This is a genomic window from Chryseobacterium sp. PMSZPI (genome assembly GCF_002835665.1).
Classification (GTDB): domain Bacteria; phylum Bacteroidota; class Bacteroidia; order Flavobacteriales; family Weeksellaceae; genus Chryseobacterium.
Genome location: NZ_PIZV01000044.1, coordinates 1 through 13,632, shown reverse-complemented (window position 1 = coordinate 13,632; position 13,632 = coordinate 1). Strand labels below are relative to the sequence as shown.

Sequence of the window (13,632 nt, the reverse complement as noted above, 5' to 3'; positions counted from 1 at the left end):
AATCTTGTCCTAAAAGGACATTCTATTCATACAATGGAAAATAAATATGAGTAATTTCCGGTTCTTCATATTCTTCAATAACGTCAGAATTATTCAATAAAAACTGCTTCTCAGAAAGCCAAAAACGATAAAATGAGCGATAAGTTTCCAGAATAATATCATAGGGACCATAGTGTGTAAATCTTGCATATTTTCCACCCAATATTTCGATTTTTTGAAACCCTTCTATCACTTCATCGGATTTCACTGCCGCACCATATCTACAATGTAAATGATTGGTAATTAAAGGTTGATCTCGAATAATTCCGTAAGCGGCATCAAATATTTCCGCATCCGGCTCGATCTCTTTCCACAATGCATCAATTTTCTGATTATTATAATCTTTAGCTTTAATAAATTTACAATAAACCGATACCGCATCTTTGTATTTGATCTCAATTTTCAGATCCGAATCATGATGTTCTATAAACTTTTTGAAAATATCATGCTTCTGCTTTCTTGCTTCTGTCGGAGAAACTGAGTATTGTTTTTTAAACGCTTTTGAAAAGGATTGAATATTAAAGTAGCCGACTTGCCAGGCTATTTCAGAGAGCGTATCCTCTGTATATATCAATTTTTTGTAGGCATTCTCAAGGCGCAAGCGCTTTTGAAAACCTGAGATTGTTTCATTAAAAAGCTTAAAAAAAATGCGTTGAAAATTACGGTAAGAATAATGAGACATGGATTCTATCTCATGAGCAGTGACTTCTCTATCGAAATTGATTTCAATATAGTTGATGATCTTCTGTATCTCACTAAAATTAACCTGCATATCCTAAATTTTCGTTCTGAAGCTGTTTTGATCTAAACGAAACTATTCATACAAACACAACCACCATAGAAGTTTCAAACAGATTATATTTTAACCTTATCAGAAAAATAGCTCATTACTAAGGTAAGAAAAATCAAAATGTTATAATATTTTACTTTATATCGGTTCTATATCCTGATCTTTCTAAAAAATCTTCTGTCTCAGCGGCCTTACTAAAATCCAATTTCATGATGGTACTGACTGCAGATTTCTTATCCTTTGATCTTTCATAAAACCTTTTAGTAATGATATATCCTATAAAATATCCCAAATCTGCCGGCCTGTCTTTAATCGTTGCAGTATTAGACAACCAGTTTTGAAAATCATTACCATCCATTTCTTTTTTAAAGTCGTTCCACAAAGAATTCTGGTGCTGCATTCCGTATTTGATATAAGGGGCCTCAACTTTCTTCCCGATTAATAATTCTGCTATAAAATCAGCAGATCCTTCTTTCAGACACAGACCTAATAAATTTGTATTTGCTTCCTTTAAGTTTTGTTGGGTATGAACCAGTTCGTGGACAGTAAGAAAGATAATTCCGGAATTAATCTTCATCCTGTCCTGATAGTTTTTTGAAAGCTCAGAATAATCCACTGTTTTGTCGGAAGCAGCCAGTTCAGATCCTATGATAAGGTTTCCGTTAATAACAGTCCCACCTCCTTTAAGGTTTCCCATCGTGAAATAAATCTTAGGAGGAGAAAACCCAGCATATAATCGTCTGAAATTTTGATAAATCCCATCTATATTTTTAAAATCTTTTTGAATTTTCTCTGTTTTACTTCTAATGGATTTCCAAAATTTTGGTTTTGACGTAAAAGATTCAATCCATTGTTCAGAAGTGAAGTTTCTTGAATTGATGAAGTCTTTTAAGCCGACTGTGGCTTTATCAACATATAATTTTTGGAATACTGAAATCTTTTCATCAGAATTACTGATCCTTTGAACCTCATCATAGGCCTCCCAAAAGTTTCTGATATCAGAAGTTTCAATATAAATATTAAAATCAGATTTCTGAGCTGATATTGAACCTGTCAACAAATATGTGAACAGTAAACAAAATAAGTACTTCCCCATAGGGTATTTTTTAAATAAAAATATGGTTTTGTATTCCCCAGAAGTTTCCAAAAGCCATATCCTTTATTGTATTTAAAACCTATTAATTCGGTTTATACATTTTATACATCAGAAATAAAAATCCTATCCAAACCGGAATTAAAATCACCTGAATTTCCATTCCTGTAATACTCATTAGTCCTAAAATTAATACTAAAAAGCCAATACAAATATAATTGGATACAGGATAAAATATAGAAGGGAATTTGGATCGAATTCCTGCCTTGTCAATCGATTTTTTAAATTTTAAATGAGTGTAACATATCATCAACCAGTTGATGATCAACGTGGATACTACCAAAGCCATTAAATATTCAAAAGCTTTTTCCGGAACTAATTTATTAATGATAATACAGATTCCCGCAAAGCATGAAGAAATCATGATTGCATTGGTAGGCACAGAATTTTTATTCAATTTCTTTAAAAACTTTGGTGCATTTCCCTGCTGAGCCAATCCGAAAAGCATACGGCTATTACTGTAAACGCTACTGTTGTATACGGATAAAGCCGCTGTGAGAACAATTAGATTAAGAACATTTGCAATTAATGAATTAAACTGAATTGTTTTTCCAAATAAGCTGAATTCAAGGCCATTTAAGTTTTGGAAAACCATTACGAACGGGCTTGATCCTTCTGTAATATCTCTCCAAGGGCTTAATGAAAATAAGATAACCAGAGCCCCTACATAAAAAATTAAAATTCTGTAGATTACCTGATTGGTAGCCTGCGGAATTGTTTTTTCAGGGTTTTTTGCTTCTGCTGCTGTAATTCCAATGAGTTCCAACCCTCCAAAAGAGAACATAATGAGAGCCATTGCAGAAAATAATCCGGAATACCCGTTTTCTGTCTTGTTGAATAGTCCTTTTGGAAAAAATCCACCATCATTCCATAAGTTGCTAATCGTAGCTTTTTCTCCTCCTGTTCCACTTATCAGCAAATAAATACCAAAAACAATCATAGCAATAATAGCCACCACTTTAATGATGGAAAACCAGAATTCGGTTTCACCATATACTTTAACGGAAGCCAAATTCAATGCGTTAATGACTACAAAGAAGAATAAACTGGAAACCCAAAGCGGTATTTCCGGCCACCAGAAGTGGATATAATGGCCAATGGCTGTCAATTCTGCCATACTTACCAGAATATAGAGAATCCAATAGTTCCATCCGGAAGCAAACCCCGGAAAATTCCCCCAATATTTATAAGCAAAGTAACTAAAACTTCCAGATACTGGTTCCTGAACAACCATTTCACCAAGCTGACGCATAATAAAAAAGGCAATGATACCTGCTAAGGCATATCCCAAAATAACCGATGGCCCTGCTAACACAGCCGCTGGTCCTATTCCCAGAAATAACCCGGTTCCTATGGCACCTCCAAGGGCGATTAATTGTATATGGCGATTTGTTAATCCTCTAACTAAAGTTTCGTTTTGTCCTGTTTTATTTTCGTTGTTCATAGAATGAATTATTCAGTCGCTAAATATATAAAAACTTTTCACAGAAATTCTCATTCCATGGGGTAAATTGACAATTCTTAAATGAGCATAGCTCCTTTTTATTTAAATCAATAAAAGTATTTAGCATCGGGTTTGGGATAATAGTTTCGGATTTGAAGATGGAAGATGGAAGTTATAAAAGCCATAAAGAATAACCATTCGTCTGCTTTAAAGTAAATTAATTTTATCATTGACTGTCAGTGATTATAACTGAAAGGAACCTCCAACCTCCTTATCTCAGCTTCCTTTACCCTTAATTTTTTTACACTGAACTTAGATTATTTAATTCGTTGGGACTGCATAAATGATATTTTCACTCCAGTCCCCTCCAAATCCTTGAAAAGAGGTAGCCCCTGTCTGTGTTCCTCCAACAGAATTATTTCCTGCAATGTATTTATATCTTTTCAGAGCACCGGAAGAGTTATTAATAACTAAACTCCCTTGTATAATGGAAAATCTGGTAAGCCCTGTTGTTGTAGGACCTTGTATCAATCCACTTACTAAAGTAGGGCTTTCGGTAAGGTCTGTTGAATAAGTTGCCAAACCTCCTATCACAACATTGGGATCATCCGAAAAGCTTGTTCTCAGCCACATCCATTGATCACTCGTAAGCACTCCCCCCACTGGTAAAATAAGCTGCTGAACTGTCACCAACCATTTACCAGGTGGCAAGTCAATATAAGAACCGGTGTATCTGAAAGTATTGGTAAAATTGAACGGAATATCAATTCCGGCTCCATTTACTCCCCTTACAACCGTTAATCTTACAGGTTTCCACTGCCCGTTTCCGTTAGCGTCAGAAGTCAGAACATAATTGGCATTTTGTGCACCGTCCGCTATTTTGATTCCCGATACCGGTGAGGCTGATGTTCCGGTTGTCTTAATGTCCAAGCTTGTTACAGGATTATTGTTTCCTATTCCAACATAGCCGTTAGCCGTCATCACCACATCATCCGTCTGATTGGCCGGGCTTACAGGTCCTGATGTTTCATTATTCTTTTTTCCGTCCAGATGAAACATAGCTTGAGGATTGGGTGTATTTACACCGACTTGAGCAAAGGCCACATGGGTAGCACCCAACAATAATGCAATAGTTAGTTTTTTCATATTGTAAAGAATTAATTAAATATGATAAAAGCCTTAACAGTTTGTCAAGGCTTATTTTTATTAAGAATGATTGGTTAATTTGCTATTTTATATCCGTAAATTGAAGTAGCTGTCACCTGATATTGGGTTCCTGGGTTATTCTTTAATTTTGCAGCTGCAGCCATACTTACAGTTTCATCTTTATTTAAATGAACAACAGCAGAAACAATACCTGCCGCAAACATTCCCGGATCTACATGAAAATTCTGTACTAACTGATTATTGGGAGTAGTTACAAAATTCTTTACAAGATACAATACACACCAATCAAAGCTGGGTTGCCCTGAAACTTCAGAATTATCAAATTGTGCAGAACCATAAATCATATAAAACCCATCTGTAGGAGCCTTAAATCTTCCCGATGATAAATCCAATACATTTCCAGTATTAATTTGCATGCCCTGATTGTATTTAATTTCTGTTTTATCCCATGAAGGGCCAGTTGTAGCCGTACAATTCTGTTTGAATGCATTTTGCTGTGCTGTAGAAAAAAGATAAGCCTGATTCACGGACGGCATACTGTTAGAACTTGAGAACAGTACCAACTCCCACGTTGTTCCTGTAATTGTCCCTTTGCTTACCAGATATGCATAGTAGCCGGACGGAATATAAAATTGCGTTACTCCTGCACCATTCTGGTTATCAATAGTTTCAGAAGCATTAGCAGTAGCAATGTAAAGATCTCCCGTTCCTGTGTTTTTAAAGTGATAGGTACGTCCGGCAAAATTACCTGTTCCATTGATCGCTGCCGGTAAAGTTAAGGTGCCGGTACCGGTTCCATTATATGCGATATAATAATCATTAGCCCCAACAGTTCCGCTTGTGGACACCGTCTTATATGTTGCTGCAAATGAACCGTTAATCGTTAAAGTACTGGTAGCATTCGGTGTATTAATACCCACATTACCAACCTGGGCATTTATACTACATAAACCTGCCCATAAGGCCATGAAAAATAAACTTTTTCTCATAATCAAAAATGTATTTCTAGAATCTAAAGAAGTTCGTAACCATCTATATACCAACTAATAAATCTAATTATCCGATTGTAATTTTCGCAGTACCAACTTACAGCGAAAAAAAAATATTTTGATAATGGACCTTGTACGCATTTTTCCACATTTCTGTAGCAGTATTATGACATCAACAAGCAGTAGCGTTAATGTATTTTGTTGTAAATTTCCAACAACTCGACAAGATTGGTTATCTTTAATTTTTGATAGATTCTTCTTTTATAGGTTCCAACTGTTGATTCCTGAATGTCCAATACATTCGCAATTTCAAGATTTCCGTTGCCTTTGGCCAAAAGATTGAAAACCTGTAGCTCCCTTTCTGATAAAGTTTCTGTTGGATTTTTCTTTTTCATCGCCTTCACCATTTCATTCAGAACTTCAGGGGTATAATAATAACCATCTTTAAAAATATTCTCAACCGTTTTCACAAATGTTTCCGAGTCACTGAGCTTATTCAAAAAACCATTAGCACCCTCCTGAATATATTGCATGGCAACACTTTCTTTATGGGAAGTGAAAATGAGGATCAATATATCTTCACTGATTTTTTTAATTTCTCTAACCATAGATTTGAGAATACTTCCGGGAAGTTCAATATCAAGAATAATCAGATCAAACTTTTCAGTGGTCACCTTTTGTTTTACTTCATCATACGTTTCTGCAAAATCGATTTCAAAATCATCAAAATTTTTCTCCAGAATCATAGCTGTCCCGATTCTTACTACATGATGATCATCTGCAATTAATATTTTTTTTATCATATTTTAATAAGGATTTTAATGATGGTTCCTTTGGGTGTATTCCTGTGAAAAGCCATTTCAGAATTGATTTTCATCATCAGCTGGACTACCATGTGCAATCCGAGTCCATAGTTTTTGAAAATTAAATGTTCATTTTCTTTTTTCTTAAAGAGCCCGGAATAATAAGCTATCTGCTCTTCAGACATACCACTACCGGTATCCGTAATACTTATTTCTATATGAGACTGAGCAGAGACAGATGTAATGATAATTTCGCCATCTGATGTATTTTTCACTGCATTATCTATGATGTTATGAAAAACAGCCAGCAGGATATTTTTATTCACTTTTACTTTCAGATCATGATCACAAAAATTGTAAATAAAGGTATTTTTCCGGGCTGCAATCTCTTCAAATAGTAATTTTTTATTTTCAATCAAATCATAAATCAAATATTCCTCTACAGTATCTACTTGTTTGTATAGTTCCGTATATTCTTTGAGGCTCAAGGTAAATTTATAGAGTTGTTCAGAAGTTTTATAAATACTATCAAAATACTTTTTCTGAGTTTTAAGATCTTCAGATTGTGTAAGTTCTTGCGAAAGAAGAGCTATGAATTTAACAGGCGTTGTGATATCATGGCTGATGCTTTCCATTAGTTTTTTTTGATAGTCGGATTCGTTTTTAAGTTTATTATTGGTTTCCTGTAACTGTTTATCTTTCCGAACAAGCGTATTTTTTAATACTTTATTTTTTGATCTTAAAAAGTTCGTTCTGCTTCGGATAATAAAGATGAGAATTAAAATAACAATTCCAATAGCCAGAATTTTAAAGATCAATGTTTGATAAAAATAAGCTTCTATTTCTATGGGAAAATTTTTATAAACAAACGTTCCGTCTTTAGATAAAAACCTGATTAATACATTATATTTACCAGGGTCCAGATTACCCAATCTAAAGGTTTTATCATTTTTAATATTAATCCATTGGCTATCTTCATCTACCACAAGTTTTGCTTGCAGATAAATATTTTCAAGATCAGAATAGTAAGGAATATCTATATAAAGTTCAGCATTCTTATACCCACACTCTAGGTAAAGACTATCTTTTATTGTGATCATTTTCCCTTTTACTTTTGCTCTTTCTACAAATACATCATGGGTTTCCGGAAAATAGGTTTTAACGTCTTGAGGGGAAAAGAATACAAAACCTTCCATAGAAGGAAATACAAATTCACCATTCTCTAACATATGGGCACAAGGCGCTGCACTTCCATTGAATTCATTATTCAAAAACCCGGATTCTTTGGTGTATCGATAATAGGTCACAGCCCCTTTGGGTGTTTCCATATATTGTAAAAGTTTATTTTTATTGATCTTAAACAGTCCATTATCGGATGATATCCATAAATTGGCATTCTTATCTTCTAATATATAGTGAGCATTGGCTAAAAAATCGCTTCTATCGGTAGGTACTTTAATTACCTTTTTATCTTTTAACCAATAAATCCCCCTGTTATAAGTCGTTAACCAAATGTTTCCATCCTTAGTTTTTATTATTTGTTTTACAGGAAGATTCTTTCCAATCTGTTTTATGATCCTATTCTGTGTCAGTGAAAAAACATCAATCCCATTACTTCCCCCCAAATAAAGAAGATCATTGTTATATCGAAGTACAGTGTCTATATTATCTTCACAGGGAATAATTCTCTCAACTTTATTAAAATTATCATGGTCGAATATATAGAGATAAAATCGATTTTCATCTAAAACAGATGCCATATACATACCACCACTTTTATACAATCCGTCAATCTCTTTTCTTTTAAATAACACTGAATCATATTTTGTAAATCCTGTATTTTTATACCTGATATGAATAGAATTGTTTTCCCTGTATATGAGATTTCCGGAATCATCCTGAAAAATATATCGCTTATCATAAGATTGCGGAGCTTTATATAATCTCTCCGACTTATCACGATAGTATCTGATCCCTTCCTGAGTCAAAATAGAATTGTTACCATACGGTATCGCAGCATAGCATACTTCATCCTGGTAAGGTAAATTCTTTCTTGAAACAGAAAAATCAGACAAACTCAGAATTTTAAGTCCGTTAATGGAACTTCCGATGTATAATTTCCTGGAAACCTCATCATAAAACATTGCTCCGGATATTTCCTTGTCAATATCTTTATACTCCAACAGATAAGTAAGCTTAAGTTTTCCTCCCGAAAATTCACTCTTGTAGATTTTATCATGATTGATCATGAAAACTTGTCCTGTGATCTGTTGCCAATACATTTTTGTTTCCGAATCGTTATACATGGCCGGAGCATTCACATAAGAATATTTTCCATGATACAATTGAAGAATTTTTCTGTTTTCCGTATCTGCAATGAAAACATATTCACCATGAACAAATAGTCGTTTGAGTCTGTTATGTGAAAACTCCAGATCTATTTTTATATTTTTCTTCGTCTTTTGATCAGCATAAATAATACGGTTATTTTCAAAATAATAAGCTCCTGTATCTGTTTTAATAAAATAAGAATCTATAAAAGGAACATATCTGACAGTGATATTATTTTTAACAAGCTGTTTATAAACTTTATGATTTCCCAGACTCCCGGAATTCAATATATTCGAAGGGATGACATGAGGCTGTCTTTGAGAAATCAGAAGGGTACTTTTTTCAGAATTATTGAAAACCGATATACTGTCTTTTTTTATGTTTCCATAAAAATCACCAAAACTCAGATTTTTAAGTTTAAAATCTTTGTATTGTACAAAATTGCTTCCATCATAACGCAAAATGCGTCCCTCCATAGACAACCATATGAACCCATACTGGTCTTTTACAATATCTTTGATACTATTTTGAGGCAGCCCATTATCCATGTTATACCATTGGGTAGTATAGCTTTGTCCGTAGCTGGATAAAAAGCACAACAGTAAAATAAAGGACAGAAGCTTCATTCAGTTGGACCGACATTATATTTATAACAAATATATTATAGAAAATTAAAATTCTTGTAAATATTTATCCACAAGCACGTGAATTTATTTCTACATAATTATTTATGAATCATTTATCTATTATAATAAATTTGGGTATACCAAAACTTGTTCCCTTTCATCGCCTTGTTATCAGGCTTATTACTAGAAACACAAGTTTCACAGACTAACAAAAAATAATGACCTCTCTCAGTCTCATGAGGAGGTCATTTTTATGTTTATTAATAGAATTTAAAATAGCTAGAGGTATTCTTTGGGAATAGCAATTTTGTTCTTTTTCATATAATCCAAAAGTCCCTGATATTTATCTTCATATCCGTCATCTGTTCCGCATTTATGCGAAATACTACAGATATCCGAGGGTTTTATTTCCAAAATATCTGAGATTTTAGTCAGTATCTCCAGGTTGATTTTTACCTTAGAGTTCTCAATATCGGAATATGCTTTTTGGGAGATTCCCATTTCGAAAGCCATATATTCCTGCGTAAGATCTTTACTCCTACGGATTTTTCTGATATTTTGCCCACATACTTTCATCGTTTTTGTTTTAGTAGTTTTCGGTATACTTTAGAAGATTATCTATTAGCCTCCAACAAAGTTAATAAATACCTTTGGCAAAACATTATACACGTTACATGATATTTATTTTCAATTAAGAAAAAGGCCAAAAATAAGCTTGTTTCTTAGAGAAAATATCACTTCGGTAAACACTATTGGAATTTATGGAGACGCAAAAATTTAATTATGACAATAATATTGTCAGGGCATTCCTCTATGCTACTATCGTATTCGGACTTGTCGGATTTCTGCTGGGGCTTACTGCCGCATTGATGCTTTTTTATCCTGAATTACCTGAATTTTTATTCGGTACGGATGATACGACTATTAAGAGTTTAGCATCGGGTAATATCCAGGGATTAATCAACACTCAGGGAGCGATGGGTTTCGGAAGGATCAGAATGCTTCACACGAGTGCCGTAATTTTTGCTTTTGTCTGTAATTCCTTTTTCTGCGGTGCTTATTACAGTATGCAAAGATTATTAAAAACGAGAATGTACAGTGATACTTTATCCTGGATTCATTTCTGGTCTTGGCAGCTGATGATCATTAGCGTAGTGATTACTTTCTTAATGGGTATCAATACTTCTAAAGAATATGCGGAGCACGAATGGCCTATTGATATCTTAATTGCATTCTCATGGATTGTATTCGGAATCAATATGTTCGGAACTATTGCCAAAAGAAGAGTACGACATTTATATGTTGCCATTTGGTTCTATATGGCCACATGGATTGCGGTAGCGATGCTTCACATCTTCAACAATCTTGAAGTTCCTTTATCTTTCACAAGCTGGAAATCTTATTCTGTATATGCAGGTGTAAAAGACGCATTGGTACAATGGTGGTACGGACACAATGCAGTAGCGTTCGTATTGACGACCCCTGTATTAGGCCTTATGTATTACTTTATGCCTAAAGCGGCGCAACGTCCGGTATTTTCATACAAATTATCTATCATCCATTTCTGGTCGTTGATCTTCGTATATCTTTGGGCCGGTCCTCACCACCTGCAATATACAGCATTGCCTGCTTGGGCTCAGGCGGTAGGAACAGGATTCTCCATCATGCTTATTGCTCCATCTTGGGGAGGTATGCTAAACGGTCTTCTTACTTTGAGAGGAGCTTGGGATAAAGTAAGAGAAAATCCTATTCTTAAATTCTTTGTAGTTGCCGTTACATGCTATGGTATGGCTACTTTCGAAGGCCCTTTATTAGCTACGAAATCTTTAAATAAAATTGGACATTATACCGACTGGGTAATTGGACACGTACACTTAGGCGCTCTTGGATGGAATGGTTTCATGGCATTCGGAGTCATCTATTACCTGGTTCCGATCATGTGGAGAACGAAACTTTGGTCTAAAAAAATGGCCAACTGGCACTTCTGGTTAGGTACCTTAGGAATCATCTTCTATGCTGTTCCGATGTATATTTCAGGATTTACACAAGGATTGATGTGGAAACAATTCAACCCTGATGGAACATTGTTATGGAAAAACTGGCTAGACACCGTTACAGCGATTATTCCTTATTTCAAAATGAGATTCTTAGGAGGTATCCTTTATCTCTCAGGAGCTATTTTAATGGTGATTAATGTGATTAAAACCATCAAAGCCGGATCATTCCAGAAAAAAGTTCCTGCAGAAGCACCTGCATTGGCCAACATTGGTAGTGCAAGAAAACAAGGGGAAGGAGTACACCTTTGGCTGGAAAGAACGCCAACCCTACTCTCTATATTAGCTTTTATTACAGTAGCCATTGGTGGCCTGGTGGAAATTGTCCCTACATTATCCCTGAAACAAAGTGTTCCAACCATTACCGCTGTAAAACCATATACTCCATTAGAACTGGAAGGAAGAGATTTATATATTCGTGAAGGATGTAATGCCTGCCACTCACAAATGATCAGACCTTTCCGTGATGAAGTCGTAAGGTTTGAAGGAAAAAACGGACAGTATTCGAAAGCCGGAGAGTTTATTTATGACAGACCATTTTTATGGGGATCTAAAAGAACCGGACCGGATCTACATAGAGAAGGAGGTAGAAACCCGGATTCATGGCACTTCAAACATATGTATAACCCAAGAATTACTTCTGCAGGTTCTATCATGCCACGTTTCCCTTGGTTAATTACCAATAAACTAGACCGCAGTCAGATGGTGGACAAAATGAAGTTGATGAAAAATTCTTTCGATGTACCCTACACAAAAGCACAGATCGATTCTGCCAACCAATGGGCGGATAATCAATCGAAAGCCATTGTACAAAGAATTTATTCAGAAGCTAATGATGTAAAAGATCAGATGACAAAAGAAAAAACTGCAAAAGGATCGGCTTATGTTCCTCTTGAACAAAGAGAAATTGTAGCGATGATTGCTTACCTGCAAAGACTAGGTACAGACATCAAAACCACTCAGGTCCAAACAGCAAGTGTAGACTAAGTAATCATAAAATTGTATTACAATGAAAACGAGAACCCCAATTTCAATATATATCGCAGTAACGATCGGCTTAACGATCATGGCCTTTGAAATGTTTGCCAGTGATTCAGGTTATTTTACTTCTCCTTTTTTCTGGGCGTTGATCCTGATCGCAATTATTCTTCTGATGATCATGAACTCTATCGGAGATTTGATTGAAAATGAAAGTTTCAGCAAATTGTCCGAAGAAGAAAAGAAAAAATATCTGGTAGAAAAGAGTATTCCTTATTATCAGAAACTTTGGAACTCCGCTTTCAAAAAACAGTCTGTGACAGAAGAAAAAGATATTCTTATTGACCATGGTTTTGATGGGATCACGGAGCTTGACAACTCTCTTCCAAAATGGTGGATTGGCCTGTTTTGGTTCGGATGTATTTTCTGTGTTGTGTATTTAACTGCTTTTTCATTCACAGATTATGCCCATCCGGATGTAGAATATACCAAAGAGGCAAAAACCATGTTGGCTTCCATTGAAGAATATGAAAAAAGTGCTCCTCAAATCAATCTCGAAACCGCAAAATACAGTGCAGATAATATCGCAGAAGGTCAGGAATTATTCAAAACCAATTGTGTAACCTGCCATGGAGACGGAGGAAAAGGAGGTATTGGGCCTAATCTTACTGATACCCACTGGATCAACATCAAAGAAAAAAGTTTATTTAAAAATGTATTCTGGATGCTTGAAAACGGTTCTCCAAACAATCCTACCATGAGACCTTTCATCAAAGAAGGAACCATCACAGGAAGAGATGCAGAAAAAATCGCTGCTTATATTTATCATATCAACCAGGAATCTTCTCCTATTACAGTAGCCCAAGGCGGTGCTGCTCCACAAGGGGAAGAAGTAAAATGGGAGAACGGAAACAACTAAAAAATTTATTACCTTAATGATATAAACCCATGCCATGCCCCCTTTACAACTACACTAACATTTGAATTTTCATTTTTGCTAACTAACCTTTTCAACACTAAAAATGATATAAAGGGGGCATTTTAAAAAAAATAAATTGTTTAAGCTCTACAAAACCACAAAAGTCACAAAAACGTTCATTTTAAAACACTTGAGTTCACTTAAGTAAGTTTAAAATGATTCCACAGAAAAGTTTACATAAGATGAAAATCAAAGATTTTCACAAAAGATGTACTTATTATACATAAAGTTTGGCTCTAAAAAACTTAAGTGGTTAAAAATAATCAATATAGCCTAAAC

Annotated in this window: 10 protein-coding genes; 2 read left to right on the top strand and 8 right to left on the bottom strand. The window is 34.9% G+C overall.

Features of this window, described 5'->3' with window-relative positions:
- Positions 1–22: 22 nt before the first annotated feature.
- From CW752_RS08985 to CW752_RS08950, 8 genes are all read right to left on the bottom strand, one after another.
- Positions 23–811, bottom strand: coding sequence for a GyrI-like domain-containing protein (locus CW752_RS08985; RefSeq protein WP_101239391.1), 789 nt, complete (start codon positions 809–811; stop codon positions 23–25).
- A 151-nt stretch (positions 812–962) separates the two neighbouring features.
- Positions 963–1,925, bottom strand: a complete 963-nt coding sequence (locus CW752_RS08980) for a DUF2268 domain-containing putative Zn-dependent protease (RefSeq protein WP_101239390.1) — start codon at positions 1,923–1,925, stop codon at positions 963–965.
- Positions 1,926–2,007: 82 nt separating this feature from the next.
- The gene (locus tag CW752_RS08975; protein ID WP_101239389.1) at positions 2,008–3,426 is read right to left on the bottom strand and encodes an amino acid permease; all 1,419 of its coding nucleotides are present in this window, start codon (positions 3,424–3,426) and stop codon (positions 2,008–2,010) included.
- Between the two features lie 321 nt (positions 3,427–3,747).
- The gene (locus CW752_RS08970) at positions 3,748–4,572 is read right to left on the bottom strand and encodes a hypothetical protein (RefSeq protein WP_101239388.1); all 825 of its coding nucleotides are present in this window, start codon (positions 4,570–4,572) and stop codon (positions 3,748–3,750) included.
- A gap of 74 nt (positions 4,573–4,646) precedes the next feature.
- A complete protein-coding gene (locus CW752_RS08965) occupies positions 4,647–5,582 on the bottom strand; it encodes a hypothetical protein (protein WP_101239387.1) in 936 nt (311 codons plus the stop codon).
- A 188-nt stretch (positions 5,583–5,770) separates the two neighbouring features.
- Positions 5,771–6,385: a response regulator transcription factor gene (locus tag CW752_RS08960; RefSeq protein WP_101239386.1), complete on the bottom strand. Its 615-nt coding sequence runs from the start codon at positions 6,383–6,385 to the stop codon at positions 5,771–5,773.
- Positions 6,382–9,342 (bottom strand): sensor histidine kinase, encoded by a 2,961-nt coding sequence (locus CW752_RS08955; RefSeq protein WP_101239385.1) that lies wholly within the window; start codon positions 9,340–9,342, stop codon positions 6,382–6,384. The genes CW752_RS08960 and CW752_RS08955 overlap by 4 nt, the downstream gene beginning before the upstream one ends.
- Before the next feature lie 279 nt (positions 9,343–9,621).
- Complete coding sequence (locus tag CW752_RS08950; RefSeq protein ID WP_101239384.1) at positions 9,622–9,918, bottom strand: helix-turn-helix domain-containing protein; 297 nt, start codon at positions 9,916–9,918, stop codon at positions 9,622–9,624.
- Positions 9,919–10,103: 185 nt separating this feature from the next.
- On the opposite strand from CW752_RS08950, the gene ccoN reads away from it, so the two are divergent.
- Positions 10,104–12,383 carry a cytochrome-c oxidase, cbb3-type subunit I gene (gene ccoN, locus CW752_RS08945; protein ID WP_101239383.1) on the top strand — a complete coding sequence of 760 codons (2,280 nt, stop codon included), beginning with the start codon at positions 10,104–10,106 and terminating at the stop codon, positions 12,381–12,383.
- A 22-nt stretch (positions 12,384–12,405) separates the two neighbouring features.
- Positions 12,406–13,293: a cbb3-type cytochrome c oxidase N-terminal domain-containing protein gene (locus CW752_RS08940; protein WP_101239382.1), complete on the top strand. Its 888-nt coding sequence runs from the start codon at positions 12,406–12,408 to the stop codon at positions 13,291–13,293.
- Positions 13,294–13,632 lie beyond the last annotated feature (339 nt).

What these genes read in the sequence shown, in the direction of transcription:
- CW752_RS08950 (WP_101239384.1), bottom strand. Translation starts at nt 9,918, where the DNA reads ATGAAAGTATGTGGGCAAAATATCAGAAAAATCCGTAGGAGTAAAGAT.
- CW752_RS08960 (WP_101239386.1), bottom strand. Translation starts at nt 6,385, where the DNA reads ATGATAAAAAAAATATTAATTGCAGATGATCATCATGTAGTAAGAATC.
- CW752_RS08965 (WP_101239387.1), bottom strand. Translation starts at nt 5,582, where the DNA reads ATGAGAAAAAGTTTATTTTTCATGGCCTTATGGGCAGGTTTATGTAGT.
- CW752_RS08975 (WP_101239389.1), bottom strand. Translation starts at nt 3,426, where the DNA reads ATGAACAACGAAAATAAAACAGGACAAAACGAAACTTTAGTTAGAGGA.
- CW752_RS08980 (WP_101239390.1), bottom strand. Translation starts at nt 1,925, where the DNA reads ATGGGGAAGTACTTATTTTGTTTACTGTTCACATATTTGTTGACAGGT.
- CW752_RS08940 (WP_101239382.1), top strand. Translation starts at nt 12,406, where the DNA reads ATGAAAACGAGAACCCCAATTTCAATATATATCGCAGTAACGATCGGC.
- CW752_RS08955 (WP_101239385.1), bottom strand. Translation starts at nt 9,342, where the DNA reads ATGAAGCTTCTGTCCTTTATTTTACTGTTGTGCTTTTTATCCAGCTAC.
- CW752_RS08985 (WP_101239391.1), bottom strand. Translation starts at nt 811, where the DNA reads ATGCAGGTTAATTTTAGTGAGATACAGAAGATCATCAACTATATTGAA.
- ccoN (WP_101239383.1), top strand. Translation starts at nt 10,104, where the DNA reads ATGGAGACGCAAAAATTTAATTATGACAATAATATTGTCAGGGCATTC.
- CW752_RS08970 (WP_101239388.1), bottom strand. Translation starts at nt 4,572, where the DNA reads ATGAAAAAACTAACTATTGCATTATTGTTGGGTGCTACCCATGTGGCC.